Genomic DNA, 18,103 nt, shown 5'->3' with positions numbered 1-18,103 from the left:
GCCATACCCTTCCCTTTGCCCTGCTGGGCGCCGGCATGATCGGGAGCTTGCCGGGCATCAGCGTGGCCGCAGGCTTCATCGAAGATTCCAAAGCCACGCTCGGCCTGCGCAACTTCTATATCAACCGCAACTTCACCAACCCCAGTAACCCGCAGAGCAAGGCCGAGGAGTGGACGCAAAGCTTCATCCTCGATGCACGCTCTGGGTTCACCGAAGGGCCGATCGGCTTCGGCGTGGATGTGCTGGGGATGTGGTCGGTGAAGCTCGATGGCGGTGGCGGCACCTATGGCACCGCCCTGCTGCCGCGCCATGACGATGGGCAGCCGGCGGATGACTTCGGGCGCCTGGCGGTGGCGGGCAAGGCGCGGATTTCCAAGACTGAACTGAAGGTCGGCGAGTGGATGCCGGTGCTGCCGATCCTGCGTTCCGACGATGGCCGCTCGCTGCCACAGACCTTCCGCGGTGGGCAGGTCACCTCTAACGAAATCGCCGGGCTGACGCTGTACGGCGGGCAGTTCCGCGGCAACAGCCCGCGCAACGACGCCAGCATGGACGACATGAGCTACGGCGGCGCCCTTTCGGACCGTTTCAACTTCGTCGGTGGCGAATACAAGTTCAACCAGGACCGCACGCTGGTCGGGCTGTGGAACGCAGTGCTCAAAGACGTCTATGAGCAGCAGTACCTGCAACTGAGCCACAGCCAGCCGGTCGGCAGCTGGACCTTCGGCGCCAACCTCGGTTACTTCCACGGTGGCGAAGACGGCTCCGAAAAGGCCGGGCAACTGGACAACAAGACGTATTCGGGGATGTTCTCGGCCAAGTATGGCGGCAACACGTTCTGGGTGGGCCTGCAGAAGGTCGATGGCGATACCTGGATGAGGGTCAACGGCACCAGCGGCGGCACCTTGGCCAACGACAGCTACAACTCCAGTTTCGACAATGCCAACGAGCGCTCCTGGCAGGTGCGTCATGACTTCAACTTCGTCACCGTTGGGGTGCCGGGGCTGACGCTGATGAACCGCTACATCAGCGGGCAGGACGTGCATACCGGGGCGGTGACCGACGGCAAGGAGTGGGTGCGGGAAACAGAGCTGGCCTATGTGATCCAGAGCGGGGCGTTCAAGGATTTGAGCGTCAAATGGCGCAACTCGTCGATTCGGCGCGACTACAGCAACAACGAATTCGATGAGAACCGGTTGATCTTCAATTACCCGCTGTCGCTGTTGTAACCCGGGCTAACGCGTTTCCTGTGGCAACGGCCTTGTGTGGCAATTGCCTGGCGTAGGAGCGGCCTTGTGTCGCGAAAGGGCTGCGCAGCGGCCCCCGGCAATGGGGCCGCCTGCGAAGTTTTTGGGGCCGCTGCGCAGCCCTTTCGCGACACAAGGCCGCTCCTACAGTTGACCACCAAACCAGGCGAAAGCCGCACACGCCTCATTGACAACTGCCAACCCCACTGCCAATAATCAACACAGTCATACGACAACCTACAACAATTAACAAATAGAGCCGGCCATGACCACTACCCCCCTCAATCGCCTGCTGCTCACCGGAGCCGCAGGCGGCCTGGGCAAGGTCCTTCGCGAACGCCTGCAAGGCTACGCCGAGGTCCTGCGCCTTTCCGATATCAGCCCGATGGCACCTGCCGCGGGTGCGCATGAAGAGGTCGTGACCTGCGACCTGGCCGACAAGGCCGCCGTCCACGCACTGGTAGAAGGCGTAGACGCCATCCTCCATTTCGGCGGCGTATCCACCGAGCACTCCTTCGAGGACATCCTCGGCCCCAACATCTGCGGTGTCTTCCACGTTTACGAGGCGGCGCGCAAGCATGGGGTCAAGCGCATCATCTTCGCCAGCTCCAACCACACCATCGGTTTCTACCGCCAGGACGAGCGCATCGACGCTCACGCTCCACGCCGGCCCGACAGTTACTACGGGTTGTCCAAATGCTACGGCGAGGATATGGCCAGCTTTTACTTCGACCGCTATGGCATCGAGACCGTCAGCATCCGCATTGGCTCGTCCTTCCCCCAGCCACAGAACCCACGCATGTTGTGCACCTGGCTGAGCTACGACGACCTGGTCCAGCTCATCGAACGTGGGCTGAACACCCCCAACGTCGGCCACACCATTGTCTACGGTGCCTCCGACAACCGCACCGTATGGTGGGACAACCGCTATGCCGCGCACCTGGGCTACGAGCCTAAAGACACCTCCGAGGTGTTTCGCGAAGTGGTAGAGGCCCAGCCGGCACCTGCCGCCGATGACCCGAGCATGGTCTATCAGGGCGGCGCCTTCGCCGTAGCCGGACCGTTCAACTGACACCCAGTGCTCCAGGAGGCCCGGCCATGAACTGCGAACTGATCGTCGACGCCCGCAACGGCACCGGCGAAAGCCCCGTGTGGCACCCCACCGAACACGCCCTGTACTGGGTCGACATTCCCGCACGCCAGCTGCATCGCTGGCAGCCCGATGGTGCCCATCAGACCTGGCAAGGCGACGAGATGCTCGCCTGCATCGCGCGCACTGAGCGGGGCTGGATCGCCGGCATGGAAAGCGGCATCTTCCAGCTTGAAACCAGGGCCGATGGCAGCCTTGCCAGCCACTTGCTCAGCGCCGTCGACCATGCCCAGAGCGGCATGCGTTTCAACGATGGGCGCTGTGATCGCCAAGGCCGCTTCTGGGCCGGCACCATGTTGATGGACATGCAGCAAGGCGCCACGGTCGGCGCGCTGTACCGGCATGACGGCGAGGGCCAGTTACACCTGCAGCAGGACGGCATGATCGTGCCCAATGGCCTGGCCTTCAGCCCCGACGGCACACGCATGTACCTGTCGGACTCGCACCCCGACGTGCAGAAGATCTGGGTGTTCGACTACGACATCGACAGTGGCATACCCCACAACAAGCGGCTGTTCGTCGACATGCGCGCCTTCCCCGGTCGCCCGGACGGCGCTGCCATCGACCAGGACGGCTGCTACTGGATCTGCGGCAACGATGCCGGTCAGATCCACCGGTTCACGCCGGATGGCCGCCTTGACCGCTCACTCAACGTGCCGGTGAAAAAGCCGGCGATGTGCGCCTTCGGCGGCGCCAACCTGGACACCCTGTTCGTCACCTCGATCCGCCCCGCAGGCATCGACCTCTGCGACCAGCCGCTGGCTGGTGGGGTATTTGCCTTCGAACTCGGCGTCAAAGGCCTGGAGGAACCTGCCTGCCGGGGCTGAACACCCGTACTGCCAACCACACTCGTACGCCCGAAACCGGATAATAAAAACCACGGAGTTTCATCATGACTTTCAAACGCAAGCTGCTTCTTGCTGCACTCCCGTTCGCCTTCAGCCTCTCCCTGCCAGCCCACGCGCTGGACATCAAGTTCGCCGAGATCCACCCGGCCGGTTACCCGACCGTGGTCGCCGAGCAGAACATGGGCAAGAAGATCGAAGCCGCCAGCAATGGCGAGATCACCTTCAAGATGTTCCCCGGCGGCGTCCTGGGCTCGGAAAAGGAAGTCATCGAGCAGGCGCAGATCGGTGCCGTGCAGATGACCCGCGTCAGCCTGGGGATCGTCGGCCCGGTGGTGCCGGACGTGAACGTGTTCAACATGCCGTTCGTGTTCCGCGACCATGACCACATGCGCAAGATCATCGACGGCGATATCGGCCAGGAGATCCTCGACAAGATCACCAATTCCGAATTCAACCTGGTGGCCCTGGCGTGGATGGACGGCGGCTCGCGCAGCATCTATACCAAGAAGCCGGTGCGCAGCCTGGAAGACCTCAAGGGCATGAAGATCCGCGTGCAGGGCAACCCGCTGTTCATCGACATGATGAACGCCATGGGCGGCAACGGCATCGCCATGGACACCGGCGAGATCTTCAGCGCCCTGCAGACCGGCGTGATCGATGGCGCCGAAAACAACCCGCCAACCCTGCTCGAGCACAACCACTACCAGAGCGCCAAGTACTTCACCCTCACTGGCCATCTGATCCTGCCGGAGCCGGTGGTGATGTCCAAGACCACCTGGAACAAGCTCACGCCTGAGCAGCAGGCGCTGGTGAAGAAGGTCGCGCGCGAAGCGCAGATGGAAGAGCGCGCGCTGTGGGATGCCAAGACTGCCGCCAGCGAAGAGAAACTCAAGGCCGCGGGCGTGGAGTTCATCAGCGTCGACAAGAAACCGTTCTTCGAGGCTACCGCTTCGGTACGCGAGAAGTACGGTGCGCCGTACGCAGACCTGATGAAGCGTATCGACGCCGTCCAGTAATACCGGCCCCCTTCCAAGTTTGACCGCGGCAGTGCGGCGCCCGCCGCCCTGCCGCTTTGGTGATGCCTATGAAATCGCTTTTCCTGAGCGTGAATGACACGCTCTATCGCAGCTGCATCTGGGTCGCCGGCCTGTCGATCCTGGCCATGTCGCTGATCATTCCCTGGGGCATCTTTGCACGCTACGTGCTGGGTACCGGCTCCAGCTGGCCTGAGCCAGTGTCGATCCTGCTGATGGTGGTGTTCACCTTCGTCGGTGCCGCCGCCAGCTACCGGGCCGGCGCGCACATGGCGGTAGGGATGATCACCGACCGCCTGCCACCGCTGCAGCGCCAGCTGGTTGCACTGCTGGTGCAGGTGCTGATGATCCTGGTGTGCGTGTTCATGACCTACTACGGCATCAAGCTGTGCATCACCACGTGGAACCAGTCGCTGGCCTCTTTGCCTGGGGTACGGGTGGGCATGACCTACGCGCCGATCCCGGTCGGTGGTCTGCTGACCTTGATTTTTGTACTGGAAAAACTCCTGCTGGGCGATCAGAGCAACCGCAAGGTGGTTCGTTACGATCTGGCGGAAGAAAACGAAGGAGCTGCGTAAATGGATGCGTTCATTCTGTTGGGCAGTTTCATCGTGCTCATCCTGATCGGCATGCCGGTGGCTTTCGCCCTGGGCCTGTCGGCGCTGATCGGCGCCTGGTGGATCGACATCCCGCTGCAGGCGATGATGATTCAGATCGCCAGTGGGGTTAACAAGTTTTCACTGCTGGCCATTCCGTTCTTCGTGCTGGCTGGCGCAATCATGGCCGAAGGTGGCATGTCACGGCGGTTGGTGGCCTTCGCCGGAGTGCTGGTGGGCTTCGTACGGGGCGGTTTGTCGCTGGTCAATATCATGGCCTCGACCTTCTTCGGCGCCATTTCCGGCTCGTCGGTGGCTGACACCGCGTCTGTAGGCTCGGTACTGATCCCCGAGATGGAGCGCAAGGGCTACCCGCGCGAGTTCTCCACGGCAGTGACCGTCAGCGGCTCGGTGCAGGCACTGCTCACCCCGCCCAGCCACAACTCGGTGCTGTACTCGCTGGCGGCGGGCGGCACAGTGTCGATCGGCTCGCTGTTCATCGCGGGGATCATGCCCGGCTTGCTGCTGAGCGCGGTGATGATGGGCCTGTGCCTGATCTTCGCCAAGAAGCGCAACTACCCCAAAGGTGAAGTGATCCCGCTGCGCCAGGCACTGAAAATCGCCGGCGAAGCACTGTGGGGCCTGATGGCGATGGTCATCATCCTTGGCGGTATTCTCTCGGGCGTGTTCACCGCCACCGAATCAGCGGCCGTGGCAGTGGTCTGGTCGTTCTTCGTGACCATGTTCATCTACCGCGACTACAAGTGGCGCGACCTGCCCAAGCTGATGCACCGTACGGTACGGACCATCTCGATCGTGATGATCCTGATCGGCTTTGCTGCAAGCTTCGGCTACGTGATGACGCTGATGCAGATCCCGTCGAAGATCACCACAGTGTTCCTGACCCTGTCGGACAACCGCTACGTGATCCTGATGTGCATCAACTTCATGCTGTTGCTGCTGGGCACGGTGATGGACATGGCGCCGCTGATCCTGATCCTGACGCCGATCCTGCTGCCCGTGATCACCGGCATCGGTGTGGACCCGGTGCACTTCGGCATGATCATGCTGGTGAACCTGGGCATCGGGTTGATCACGCCACCGGTAGGTGCGGTGCTGTTCGTCGGCTCGGCCATCGGCAAGGTGAGCATCGAATCGACGGTGAAGGCGCTGCTGCCGTTCTACATTGCGCTGTTCCTGGTGCTCATCGCGGTCACCTATATCCCGGCCATCTCGCTGTGGCTGCCGAGCGTCGTGCTGTAACGGCGCTCATCCGGGGCCGCCGGGCGGCCCATCGCCGGCAAGCCGGCTCCCACTGGGACAACGCCGATCTGAAGGCCAATGCAAAACCAGTGGGAGCTGGCTTGCCAGCGATGGGCTGCGCAACAGCCTCCTGAACACACCTGCAAATGGATCATGCACATGGCTGTCGCTGCTTCTGTCTCCCTTTTCCCGCGCAAGCTGGCGGTCGCGCTACTGGCGCTGCTGGCCTGCTCGTTCGCCGGCAACCACATTGCCGCGCGCATCGCCTTCGATGACGACACCGGCGTGCTGTTGGCCATCCTCTGTCGTTCCGGCATCACCTTCCTGGTGCTGGCCAGCCTGGTGCTGTGGCAGCGCCAACCGCTGAGCCTGCCGGCTGGCACGCGGCACTGGCAATTGCTGTTGGGCCTGTTGATCGCTACCCAGAGCCTGTGCCTGTACTCGGCCGTGGCGCGCATTCCGGTTGCCTTGGCGCTGCTGGTAGGCAACACCTTTCCGATGCTGCTGGCGCTGCTCACCTGGGCGCTGGGCGGCGCTCGCCCGACCGGCCGCACCGTGCTGTTCATGGGGCTGATCCTGTGTGGCCTGGTGCTGGCGCTGGATGTACCTGGGCGCCTGGCCGATAACGGTGAGGCCAACCCGCACTGGCTACTGGGTGTGGGCCTTTCGTTCTGCGCCGCCTGCGTGTTCGCCTGCGCGTTGTGGATCACCGACCACAAACTGGCTGCCGTTCGCGGCCCGGTGCGCAGCTTGCTGACCCTGCTGATCGTGTTCGCCAGCATGCTGGTGGCGGGGGCCAGCGGGGTGATGCCCTCGGGGTTGTCGCTGCCGGCCAGCGCCAGCGGCTGGACGGCCTTGGCCAGCCTGGTGGTGCTGTATGGCGTGGCCTTCACCTTGCTGTTCGTCTGTGTGCCACGGCTGAACATGGCGCAGAACGCGCCAGTGATGAATATCGAGCCCATCGCCACGTTGCTGCTGGGCTGGGCGTTGCTGGATCAGCGCCTGGGCACCTGGCAATTGGTCGGCGCCGCCGTGGTGGTGTGCGGCATCGTGCTGCTGACCTATCGTCGGGCCAGCTGACCCGCTTTGTGAAAGGAGCCGCTGATGGCTGTCACCGAACTGCAGCTGCAAGACCGCCTGACCCGCCTGACCCTGGCGCCCGAGCTGGGCGCCAGCCTGATTAACTGGGAGGTGAAGGCGACCGGGCAGGCGCTGTTGCGCCATACCGATCAGGCAGCGCTGGCCAGCGGTACACCGCGCCAGCTGGGGTGCTACCCGTTGGCGCCCTGGTCCAACCGTATTGCCGAGGGTGGTTTTGCAAGGCCCGAGGGTTGGCTGGCCCTGGCGCCCAACACCGCACACGACCCGTATCCGATCCATGGCACCGCCTGGCAGCAGGCCTGGCAGGTGGCTCATCACAGTGAGCGAAGTGCAAGGCTGACGCTCCAGAGCAGCGTGCCGTTCGCCTACCGGGCGGTACTGGATGTGCATTTGCATGAAGGCCGCCTGAGGCTTGACCTGCAGGTAACGCATCTGGATGAGCCCGCTACCTGGTATGGACTGGGGTTGCATCCTTACTTCCCGCGCTACCCTGACACCCGCCTGCAGGCAGCAGCGCAGCACGTGTGGCTGGCCGAAGAGGGGCGGTTGCCGTCGTACACGGCAGCGGTGCCTCAAGACTGGTGCTTCGATGCACCGGCCTGCCTGCCGGGCACCGTGGTCGACCATGCGTTCGGCGGGTGGGCCGGGGACTGCGTGATCGAGCAACCCGGGGCCGGTTATCGACTGGTATGCAGCGCCGACGGCGCCGAGCATTTCTTGCTGTTCTGCCCCCAGGACAAGCCGTTCTTCTGCTTTGAACCGGTCAGCCATCCAATCAATGCCCATCACCTGCCGGGGCAACCGGGTTTGCGCTTGTTGCGCCAGGGTGAAGAAATGAGCCTGGGGTTCAGCCTGGAGTACCAGGCGATCCAGACGGTTGTCAGCGAGCGACCGCAACCGGGCGAACCGAAGGCAGGATGACTTCAGTCCAGCCCTTGGGCCCGCAGCTCATGCGCCAGCAGGTCGACGAACATGCGCACCTTGGCCGAACCATGCTTGCTTTCGCGGTGCAGCACATGGATCGGCCATGGGGCTTCCTCATAGTCGGCCAGTAGCACCTGTAACTGCCCGCTGGCGATCTCGTCCACCACCTGATAGGACAGCAACCGAGCAATCCCCAGCCCGCCCACCGCCGCTGCGATCGCACCGTCGTTGCTGGTCACGGTGAGCCTGGGCTTGATGCGCACCAGGGTCGGTTCGTCCGTCACGCCGAAGCGCCAACCGGCACGCGGCGAGAGGTTGGTGGTGGCGATCACCGCATGCGCCGGCAAGTCCGAGGGGTGCTGCGGCACACCATGGCGCGCCAGGTATTCAGGCGAGGCGCAGAGCATGCGCCTGACCCTGCCTACGCGCAGGGCCTTGAGGCCGGAGTCGGGCAGCGGACCGATACGCACCGCAACGTCCATGCCCTCCTCGACCATGTTGACGATGCGGTCGAGGAAGTAGGCGGATACGTCCACCTCGGGGTACCGCTGCAGATAACGCACGATGCTCGGCATGACGAATTTCTTGCCGAACAGGATGGGCGCGGTGACGGCCAGTTCGCCTTTGGGCGTGGCGTTGATGCCGGCGGCGGCCTCGTTGGCCTCAGAGATGCTGGCGAGGATGTGGCGGGTGTCCTCCAGATAGCGGCCACCCGCCTGGGTCAGGCGCACGCTGCGCGTGGTACGTAGCAGCAGTTTGACGCCGAGCATGTCCTCAAGCGCGCTGACCGCGCGGGTTACTGCAGCGGGCGAGATGTCCAGACGGCGGGCGGCAGCAGCGAAGCTTTCCAGCTCGCCTACCGCGACGAACACCTTCATCAGGTGGATCTGGTCCATGCCGGCTCCTGAGTATCGTGGGTAGAGATTATCTGCTATCTGCAGGCAGCATCAAATATCCAGTACCAGCGCCTGCCCGCCCTCCTGCGCTTTGCCCGGCACCGCGCAGCAGATCAGCACTGTCCCCGCTTCCGGCATCTGGGCAGGCGGGTTCGGGTAATGCACCTGCCCGCTCACCACCTTGGTCTTGCAGGTGCCGCACGAACCGCCCCGGCAGCTGAAGTCCGGCGACAACCCACGGGCTTCGGCAAGTTCGAGCAAGGTACCACCGCCCGGTGCCCAGCGCGCCTCCTTGGCCGAGCTGGCAAAGTACACAGGCACTGGCTCGCTGGCAGCCGGTGGCTGCTGCAGCGTCGGCTGGTTGTCATCGGTATGACGCCTGAGCGTCGACGGGCCGAAGGCTTCTGCATGAATGCGCTTGTCCGGCACGTGTATGGCGCGTAACCCTTCATACAGGTCCTGGGTAAAGCTGGCCGGCCCACACAGGTAGAAGTCATAGTCATCCAGCGCCAGCTTCGCTTTCACCTGCTCGATCGCCAGGCGCCCGGCATGTTCATAGTCGCGTCCTGGCACTGCGTCGTCCTCCGGCTGGCTTAGGGAGCGATGCACACTCAACAGGCCACCTGCCTGCTCGGACAACGCGGCCAGTTCCTGCTGAAATGGCAAGTCAGCGAGGCGGCGGGCGCCGTGGAACAGGTGAATCCGCCGCGTCTGCTGCCGGGCCAGCTGCTCGCGCAACATGGCGATCAGCGGGGTAATACCTACGCCTGCACCAATCAGCACGATGGGCCTTGTACTGTCGCCGTCCAGGGTAAAACTGCCCATGGGCAGCCGCACGTCGAGCAGGTCGCCCACGCCGACCTGTTCGTGCAAATACCGCGAAGCCGCACCCTGGGCCTTGACGCTGATGCGCAGGTGGCCGTCCGATGGCGCGCAGGACAGGCTGTAGGTGCGAATCAACGGCGTGTCGCCACCCAGCGAGAGACGCACAGGAATGTGCTGGCCTGGAGCAAAGGTTACCGGCACATCGGCCGCCAGGTAGAACGAGCGGATGTCCTGGCTCTCCTGCACCACCCGCTCAACACGCCAGGCCAGCCATTGGCGCTGCCGCTCGCGCTGCTGCCGGCGCTGCTCGACCTCGGCCCAGGTCCCGGTCATCAGGCTGGTCGGTGCGTATTCCTCAAAGGCCCAGCGTAGCGACACGCCAGCCCGGCGCAGCACGATGTGTTCGACCTGAAGCGTCCATAGCCGCTCGGCGCCGTCGAAGTCTTTGATCAGCGGGCTGTCGAGCAAAATCTCGGTGCGCCCCGTCACTTGCAGCACGTTGCCGTTGCTGAAATCGACGAACAACAACCCTGCCTGCGGATTTTCCAACAGGTTGCCGAGGGTATTGAAGTGCAAGTTGCCGGCATAGTCGGGGATGGTCAGGCGGTTGCCGTCGACCTTGACGAACCCGGCCCGGCCGCCGCGGTGCGAGACATCCACAGCGCGATGGCCGTCTTGGTGGTCAATGTAGCTGGCGACGAAGAAGGTGTCTGCCTGCTCGATCATCGTCACTGCGTGGGTATCCAGTACGCTGGAGTCCAGCCTGCCCTGCGGCGGCTCATCGACACGCGTGTAAGCGCGCAGCTGAATGTACTGGGGACAATTGCCGAAGGCATGCTCCACCATCACCGCCAGCGGGCCACCGCTCCCTTGCTGGATAAGCCCGTTGATGCGGTTGCGCCGGCGGCTGTGCAACTCGATGCCGAGCAGGCCTACAGCACCGCCTGCGCCCAGGCCTGGCGTTGCCGGGTCGTCGCTGGCGAGGTGGGTGTCGATCAGCAATTGCCGTGGGTCGGGCGAGCTGACGAAGCCTTCGAGGCCTTCAAGCAGCGTCGCCCACGGTTTGCCCTGGGCGTCCACGGCGCCTGCGACCAGGAACGGCAGTTGCCGGTAGAACTCGCGGTGCTGGTCGGGCATGTAGTCACGGATGACCTTCTGCCCGAACACCTCCATGCGCTGCGCCACACCGGCCTGCTCCTGCAGCCGTTTTTCGCCAACGTGCCAGGGCGAGGGTCGAGGGTCAGGGGTTTGTTGCATGGCGGCGTTCCTCGGTTGGATTGCGGCTCAGGCGTTGGCTTGCAGGCCTACGGCGGTACGTGGCATGGCGACGAAGCCTGGCAGCGCTTCGATGCGTGCCAGCCAGGCGCGTACGTTGGGGTACGGCTCCAGCGAGACGTTGCCCTCGGGGGCATGGGCGATGTAGGAGTAGTTGGCCACATCAGCGATGGTCGGCTGGTCGCCCACCAGGAATGGCGACTCGGCCAGTTCGCGGTCCATCACCTTGAGCAAGGCGTGGGCGCGACCGATGACTTCGTCGGTGTTGAATGAGGCGCCAAACACGGTAACCAGACGGGCAGCGGCCGGGCCGAAGGCGAGCGGCCCTGCGGCGGTGGACAACCAGCGTTGCACACGGGCGGCGGTGACCGGGTCATGGGGCAGCCAATGGCCGGCTTTGTCGTACGTGCTGGCCAGGTAGACGAGGATGGCGTTGGAGTCGGCAATGACAGTACCGTTGTCATCGATCACCGGCACCTGGCCGAGGGGGTTGAGGGCGAGGAATTCCGGCTGCTTGTGCGCGCCCTTGGCCAGGTCCACGAACACCAGTTCGGTGGGCAGGTCCAGCAGCGACAACATCAGCTCGATGCGATGGGCATGGCCGGACTTGGGGAAGTTGTAGAGTTTGATCATGGTCTGTGCTCCAGGGTCGGCACCGGCGTGGTGCTGGTGGAGCACATGCTGCGCTGAATCGCTGAGTTGCAGAATCAGTGCTGGGGGAAGATCATAATTTCGCGATGCGAAATAATCGCTGGGTACCCAAGGCCCGTGGGCGGGGCAGACCCAAAAGGGCCCCGCCCCATCGGGTCAGTGGCGCTGCTGCTTCTGATACCGATACAAGCCCTTCGCCGCTGCGACCACATGTGGCACGCAGGCCTGCAGCTCATCGAAACTCATGGTATCGAGCAGCTCGAAGTTATCCTCCAGCCCGTGCAGCGAAATTGCCTTGAGCAATTGATCCTGCTCGGGCGGAAGGTCGCCCCATTGTGCGATCTGGGTAGCGCGCATGTAGCCAAAGCACCACTCTTCCATGATGATCGCCGGCCCTTCCTCGCTTTCACTTTCTTCGAACACCGGCTCGAAGCCGTCGACGTTCTGCGCAAGCTGTTCCGCCACCTGGTGGGCATAGCGCAGCATCAGTGCCGTATAGGCTTCTTCATGGGCAGGCTTCTTGAACTTCGGCACCTTGCCACCGGCGACCGCAGGCAACCACTGCTCAGGGTTGACCCGCGACGGCGAGCTGGCCAGGCCGGTGAAAAAGCCGTTGAGCTCGGCAAGGTTGAGTACCGAATAGTCGTTGCCGTAGGTGATCAGCAGGTCTTCGAGGCGGTGGAGTTCTTTTTCGCTGAGGGGGGGGAGCATGGTTGCACATCCTGAAAAGCAAAAGTGTGTGCACCCTATCACAGCGACGGATCAAGGGCTGCCCACAGCCACAGAGCTGCGGGCAGTTACCCTATTGGGGTAGCCAGGTGCACAGCGACGACTGTTGCCCCGTGCCGAGTAGCAGCCACAACAATATTCGACACTTGCGCGGGCAGAGTTGTCCGGCCATGTGTACGCCTTTGGACTGCAAGTCGATCTCGGCACCCGCAAAACCATAGGTGGCCCGAGCGGTGGTACCACTTCCGGTGCGGGTAGCGACAATCACCGGCAGCTTCGCCGCCAGCTCACCCAACACATCGGACCAGGCGCTGGAAACGTGCCCGGCACCAAACCCGGATATGACCAGCCCCTCGAAGCCAAAGGCCGCAACAGCCTGCAGCAAGGTTGTGTCTGCATCCAGGCAAGCTTCCAGCAGCGCAACCCGATGCCCGACGCGTTCGGGGAGCGGTAGCACCCTGCGCGGGCAAGGCGGTTGACGATAAACCGCCAAGCCTTCTACGAGTTCACCAACGGGGCCACTGCCAGGCGACTCGAACGCGGCCATCGATAGGCTGGCAGTCTTGCGTACCCGTGTTGCGCAGTGGATCTGGTCGTTGATCACTACCAGCGCACCTCTTCCCCTGCTAGCGTGAGCCAGAGCTACCTGCGTCGCCGCCAGCAGATTGGCCGGCCCATCGCTCCCCGGCTGGCTGGGCGGGCGCATTGCACCGGTGAGCACCAGCGGTGCGTCGAAAGGCCAGAGCAGGTTGAAAAAGTACGCCGTCTCCTCCAGCGTATCGGTCCCCTGAGTGAGTATCACTGCCTGCGAGCCACCTTCGATTTCAGCGCGAGCCCAGGCCAGCACATCCAGAAGCATCACGAAACTCAGTGAGGCACTAGGGACCAGACACAGCGTGGCCACTTCAAGGTGCGCCATCTCGCGCAATTGGGGTAACGAGGCCAATTGCCTCTCACAGTCGAGACTTGGCGTCACCCCCCGCCCTGATGCATCAGCCTGCATGCTGGCTGTTCCTCCCAGGCTGGCAATCGACAAGCGAGGCAAATTTTCAACTTCCGTCATACGCCAACTCCCGTAACAAGCCCGACCAGCGGCACGATACCTAATGTACTGATGGCCATGGATAGAACGTTACCGATATAGCCATGCATATGGCTCGGTAACCGTTGGCTGATGGCCACAGCCAACGGCGGTGCGATCAGCGCGCCCAATACTGCGCTGAGCATGACCACCTGCCAGCTACCGCCATGGGTCAGCACCGCGGCAGGAACAACCGACACAATGGGAATGTAGGTGGGATACCAGCCACGCGCTTGCCACTGGCGACGCCAGATCACTACACCAACCAGTGAAGACAACCCCTGCCCGGCCACCAGCTGAACAACCAGTTGCGAGCCATAGGCGGGTGCAGCGGGCGCTAGCATGTAGGCGGCCAGCACACCCAGCAAGAGCCCCAGACTGGCCAGTTCATTTCCGAAAAATGGCCCTTCGCTGAAATCGGCCAAAACTCGCCTGAGTGACCAGACCACGCCATAGTCCGGGTTTGGCGCAACAGCCTGCAACGTCTCGGGCCTGCGGCCGCGCTCGACCAGCGATGGAAAGCGCCTGCACAGCATGAAAGCCATCACGCTTGCTACAGCCATCCCGCTGACATTGCCGATCACGGCAGGCAACTGCAGGGGGTAGCACAGGTAATTGACCAGCAACAGGCTGGCTGGTGCTACCAGCAGTGCGCCCAACACCGCACCGGTGATCGTCACCTGCCAGCCGCCACCAAACAGCAGAACCATGGCAGCAGGCAGCGAGACGAAGGCGACGAAAGTGGGTTGCCAGGCGCCACTGGCCAAGGTCCAGCCCCACAAGGCATGACTGAGCAGCAAGCCAAGCAGCGAGCTGATGAAAACCCAGGGCCACAAGCCACTGCCATAACAGATGGCGAAGCCCTGGCAACGGTAGCCACGGATATAGGCCCAATGCGCCAGGCAAGCGCCGAGCAGCAAACCGAGGGCGGGTAGTTCATGCTTGTAAAAAGTGACTTCGCTGATGTCTGCGACTATCCAGCGCAGGCGGCTCAGTGGCTGATCCAGTGTCGCAGTCCACTGTGCATAATCCGGCCATTGACCAAGCACCAGGCTGGCAGCCAGCAATACTGTCAGGCTGGCCAGCATCAATGCTGGGATCAATTGCTGAGGCGAAATGAGTTTAACCTTCATTTCCGTCTCCTCAGCGTGGCATCGGTGCATGCATGCGATAGCCGAGCGTGGCGTCGTAAAGATCTGTACGCCGGTCTCGCGGCAAATCGTTGAGGCTGTTCCAGATTGGCGCCGAACGGGCTGCGCTGAGATCGACATCGGCATAGAGGATGGTTTCGTGATCTGCACTGGCCGTTTCACCGATGGGCCATCCGTTGGTCCCGGCGATCAGCGAACAACCCAGAAAACGGCCTCCCCGCTCGCTACCGATTCGGTTGGCGGCGGCGATATAGACATTGTTGACGTGTGCTGCCGTCATGGTGAGGTATGAAGCCATGCAACGTCCGGCAGCATCGAACAGCGGTGGTGGCGTCCATACCCAGTTGTTCAGGCTGCAGAGGATGTCGGCACCTTGCGTCGCCATCAGGCGTGGGACCTCGGGAAACCAGATATCCCAACAGATCAACAAACCTATACGCCCGATGGGCGTTTCGAAGACTGGGAAGCCCAGGTCGCCGGGGGTGAACCACAACTTTTCCTGATTCCACAGGTGGGCCTTGCGGTAATGCCCAAGCATCCCCTCAGGCCCGAACAGCACTGCACTGTCATAGAGTTTCAGACCATCGCGTTCCGCGAAGCCTGCGGCCAGATAAACCTGTTGTTCCTGCGCAAAGTCCGCCCACGCCTGGAGGCTGGGCCCGTCCTGTAACGTCTGGGCATGAGCATAGGCTTCGGCACGCGACTGAAAGGTATAACCGGTGTTTGCCAGTTCAGGCAGCACAATCAGGTTGGCACCTTCGCGAGCAGCTCGCCGGGCCAGGGCCAACCCGTGTTTCAGGTTGCCATCGCGATTGTCTAGCCCAACCTGAGGGTCGTACTGAATGACGGCGATTTTTACCGGGCTTATGGGGAGGCATAGTTCGGACATGGCGGCTTCCTTTTTTGGTTGTTGTGGAAGAGCGCCAGTAAAACGGGGTCAGGCTGGGGAGCGACAGTCAGCGCACTCCCACAGACCTGTGGGAAAAGCGAAGACCTCCGGTAAGACTTATCTACCTGATAGCCACGAATTCCATTACCTACAGCATCTGATAATGCGGGTAGTGATCAAAGGTGAAATCGATCATCCAAACAAAAGGTCTGGTGGTTTCGGGAAGCGCAGCCCAAGGTTGCGAGGTTGAAGGAGGCTCAATGGCCAGGTTGGCGGGGTGGTTGTATGACGATCCAATCGTCATGTTCTCGTGTTCTCCATGGGGCTTGAGAACCTGAATGGTGAATAGCGAGATCTGAGCGGTGGTGAATATATGCGCGCCAACGAGCGCAGGCCCTGCTCTGTAGAGCCTGATCGCCGGCAAACCGCCCCACTTGCCAATCACTGGCCAAAGAGACCAGTGATATTCCCGTGGGAGCCGGCTTGCCGGCGATCGGGCCTTAAGGCTTACACCGCCAGCGCGCGCTCACGCAGCTCGCTGTTGAGGATGCGGTCGTTCTCGCTGTAATCGACCGGGCAGTCGATCACGTGCACGCCCGGGGTCTTGATGCAGTGCTCGAGCAGCGGCAGCAAACCTTCGGCGCTTTCCACGCGGTGGCCATTGGCACCGTAGGCTTCGGCGTACTTGACGAAGTCCGGGTTGCCGTAGTCCAGGCCGAAATCGGTGAAGCCCATGTTGGCCTGCTTCCAGCGGATCATGCCGTAGCCATCGTCACGCAGGATCACCACGGTAACGTGCATGCCCAGACGGACTGCGGTTTCCAGCTCCTGGCTGTTCATCATGAAGCCGCCGTCGCCACACACCGAGATCACCGGGCGGTCCGGGTACACCAGGTGCGCTGCCATGGCCGACGGCAGGCCGGCGCCCATGGTCGCCAGGGCGTTATCGAGCAGTACGGTGTTGGGCTTGTGGGCCTTGTAGTTGCGCGCGAACCAGATCTTGTAGATGCCGTTGTCCAGGGCGACGATACCTTCGGACGGCAGTACACGACGGATGTCGGCAACCAGGCGCTGAGGGTAGACCGGGAAGCGGTCATCGTCGCCGCCTTCGGCGATCTGGGCTTCGTTGGCTTCACGAATCGCCATGAGGCGGGTGAAGTCCCAGTGCGAGGTGTCGCCCAGGCCTTCAGCGATCTGCCAGACGGCGTTGGCGATGTCGCCGATCACTTCTACCTGCGGGAAGTACACGGCGTCGACTTCGGCGGAACGGAAGTTGATATGAATGACTTCGGTGCCGCCACGGACCATGAAGAACGGCGGCTTCTCGATCACATCATGGCCGATGTTGACGATGAGGTCAGCCGCTTCGATCGCACGGTGCACGAAATCACCGGACGACAACGCAGCGTTACCCAGGAAGCGCGGGCTGCGCTCGTCAACCACACCCTTGCCCAGCTGAGTGGTGACGAACGGGATACCGGTCTTATCGACCAGTTGCTTGAGGACCTTGGCGGTCATCTTGCGGTTGGCGCCGGCACCAATCACCAGGATAGGGCTGCGGGCGGTGCGCAGTTTCTCGATGGCAGCTTCGATGGCCACGTGCTCGGCCAGTGGACGGCGGTGCAGGCTGCGCGGGATCGGCATGGCATCGGTCTGCTCGGCAGCGATGTCTTCCGGCAGCTCCAGGTGCACGGCGCCCGGTTTTTCTTCTTCGGCCAGGCGGAACGCTTCACGCATGCGCGAAGGGATGTTGTCGGCCGAGGCAAACTGGTGGGTGTACTTGGTGATGGGGTCCATCATGCCGCACACATCGATGATCTGGAAACGGCCCTGCTTGGACTTCTTGATCGGCTTCTGGCCGGTAATCATCATCATCGGCATACCGCCCAGGTAGGCGTACGCACTGGCAGTTACCAGGTTGGTCGCGCCAGGGCCCAGGGTCGACAGGCTGACGCCGGTCTTGCCGGTCAGGCGGCCATAGGTGGCTGCCATGAAGCCCGCAGACTGCTCGTGGCGGGTCAGTACCAGCTTGATCTTCGACTTGCGCAGGGATTCCAGCAGGTCGAGGTTTTCCTCACCAGGAATGCCGAACACATACTCGACACCTTCGTTTTCCAGGCATTGCACAACGACATCGGCGGCCTTGGCCATCTTGCTTGTAACCTCAGTTGTATAGGACGGTGAAGGTCCAGAAATGCGCAGCACGGCACGCTGGCATCGCTATGTTCGGGCGCGAGGATGCCCCGAACCTAAGCCTTGACGCAGCTTGGGCAGGGCAAAGTCACGTAAACGAACAGGAATAATTGTCGCACCCTTCGGCGCGTTTGCGCAGGTGCGAGAGGGACAAAACATCTTTGCCTGGAGAAAGGTGTGCGAATATCGGAAAGACAAAACCCCTACCTGCTTGCGCAGATAGGGGTTTTGCGAAATGAATCTTGACGAT

At 62.4% G+C, this 18,103-nt stretch carries 17 protein-coding genes; 8 read left to right on the top strand and 9 right to left on the bottom strand.

Going from position 1 to position 18,103, the window contains the following annotated elements; translation table 11 throughout:
- The 8 genes from BLX42_RS17650 to BLX42_RS17615 all read left to right on the top strand — a co-directional run.
- The coding region (locus BLX42_RS17650; protein WP_256672023.1) for an OprD family porin at nucleotides 1-1,229 on the top strand (1,229 nt) is incomplete at its 5' end.
- 283 nt (nucleotides 1,230-1,512) lie between these two features.
- Nucleotides 1,513-2,319 carry an NAD(P)-dependent oxidoreductase gene (locus BLX42_RS17645; RefSeq protein WP_125925141.1) on the top strand — a complete coding sequence of 269 codons (807 nt, stop codon included), beginning with the start codon at nucleotides 1,513-1,515 and terminating at the stop codon, nucleotides 2,317-2,319.
- A gap of 26 nt (nucleotides 2,320-2,345) precedes the next feature.
- Nucleotides 2,346-3,224, top strand: a complete 879-nt coding sequence (locus tag BLX42_RS17640) for an SMP-30/gluconolactonase/LRE family protein (RefSeq protein WP_046787476.1) — start codon at nucleotides 2,346-2,348, stop codon at nucleotides 3,222-3,224.
- Between the two features lie 65 nt (nucleotides 3,225-3,289).
- Entirely contained in the window at nucleotides 3,290-4,261 is a 972-nt protein-coding gene (locus BLX42_RS17635) for a TRAP transporter substrate-binding protein (RefSeq protein WP_012313102.1), read from the top strand.
- Between the two features lie 68 nt (nucleotides 4,262-4,329).
- On the top strand, nucleotides 4,330-4,857 hold the full coding sequence (locus BLX42_RS17630; protein WP_115273007.1) for a TRAP transporter small permease: 528 nt from the start codon (nucleotides 4,330-4,332) through the stop codon (nucleotides 4,855-4,857).
- On the top strand, nucleotides 4,858-6,138 hold the full coding sequence (locus BLX42_RS17625; protein WP_046787478.1) for a TRAP transporter large permease: 1,281 nt from the start codon (nucleotides 4,858-4,860) through the stop codon (nucleotides 6,136-6,138). It begins immediately after the preceding gene.
- Between the two features lie 159 nt (nucleotides 6,139-6,297).
- Nucleotides 6,298-7,218, top strand: a complete 921-nt coding sequence (locus tag BLX42_RS17620; RefSeq protein WP_115273008.1) for a DMT family transporter — start codon at nucleotides 6,298-6,300, stop codon at nucleotides 7,216-7,218.
- 24 nt (nucleotides 7,219-7,242) lie between these two features.
- Entirely contained in the window at nucleotides 7,243-8,160 is a 918-nt protein-coding gene (locus tag BLX42_RS17615) for an aldose 1-epimerase (RefSeq protein ID WP_161872280.1), read from the top strand.
- 2 nt (nucleotides 8,161-8,162) lie between these two features.
- Here BLX42_RS17615 and BLX42_RS17610 read toward each other — a convergent pair whose 3' ends face one another.
- The 9 genes from BLX42_RS17610 to BLX42_RS17570 form a co-directional block, all read right to left on the bottom strand.
- The gene (locus tag BLX42_RS17610) at nucleotides 8,163-9,059 is read right to left on the bottom strand and encodes a LysR family transcriptional regulator (RefSeq protein WP_046787481.1); all 897 of its coding nucleotides are present in this window, start codon (nucleotides 9,057-9,059) and stop codon (nucleotides 8,163-8,165) included.
- Between the two features lie 51 nt (nucleotides 9,060-9,110).
- Nucleotides 9,111-11,141: a pyridoxamine 5'-phosphate oxidase family protein gene (locus tag BLX42_RS17605; protein ID WP_161872279.1), complete on the bottom strand. Its 2,031-nt coding sequence runs from the start codon at nucleotides 11,139-11,141 to the stop codon at nucleotides 9,111-9,113.
- Between the two features lie 27 nt (nucleotides 11,142-11,168).
- A complete protein-coding gene (locus BLX42_RS17600; protein ID WP_161872278.1) occupies nucleotides 11,169-11,792 on the bottom strand; it encodes a glutathione S-transferase family protein in 624 nt (207 codons plus the stop codon).
- Between the two features lie 174 nt (nucleotides 11,793-11,966).
- Nucleotides 11,967-12,521, bottom strand: a complete 555-nt coding sequence (locus BLX42_RS17595; RefSeq protein WP_119688380.1) for a UPF0149 family protein — start codon at nucleotides 12,519-12,521, stop codon at nucleotides 11,967-11,969.
- 91 nt (nucleotides 12,522-12,612) lie between these two features.
- The gene (locus BLX42_RS17590; protein ID WP_046787485.1) at nucleotides 12,613-13,602 is read right to left on the bottom strand and encodes an asparaginase; all 990 of its coding nucleotides are present in this window, start codon (nucleotides 13,600-13,602) and stop codon (nucleotides 12,613-12,615) included.
- Nucleotides 13,599-14,753, bottom strand: a complete 1,155-nt coding sequence (locus BLX42_RS17585) for a hypothetical protein (protein ID WP_161872277.1) — start codon at nucleotides 14,751-14,753, stop codon at nucleotides 13,599-13,601. The genes BLX42_RS17590 and BLX42_RS17585 overlap by 4 nt, the downstream gene beginning before the upstream one ends.
- A 10-nt stretch (nucleotides 14,754-14,763) precedes the next feature.
- A complete protein-coding gene (locus tag BLX42_RS17580) occupies nucleotides 14,764-15,660 on the bottom strand; it encodes a nitrilase family protein (RefSeq protein ID WP_161872276.1) in 897 nt (298 codons plus the stop codon).
- 148 nt (nucleotides 15,661-15,808) lie between these two features.
- Nucleotides 15,809-16,105 (bottom strand): hypothetical protein, encoded by a 297-nt coding sequence (locus tag BLX42_RS17575; protein WP_144415498.1) that lies wholly within the window; start codon nucleotides 16,103-16,105, stop codon nucleotides 15,809-15,811.
- Between the two features lie 62 nt (nucleotides 16,106-16,167).
- Complete coding sequence (locus tag BLX42_RS17570; RefSeq protein ID WP_039604766.1) at nucleotides 16,168-17,811, bottom strand: acetolactate synthase large subunit; 1,644 nt, start codon at nucleotides 17,809-17,811, stop codon at nucleotides 16,168-16,170.
- Nucleotides 17,812-18,103 lie beyond the last annotated feature (292 nt).

Origin of the sequence: Pseudomonas sp. SG-MS2 (genome assembly GCF_009933855.1) — a bacterium.
GTDB classification, from domain to species: domain Bacteria; phylum Pseudomonadota; class Gammaproteobacteria; order Pseudomonadales; family Pseudomonadaceae; genus Aquipseudomonas; species Aquipseudomonas putida_E.
This window is presented reverse-complemented; position numbering and strand designations above follow the sequence as displayed.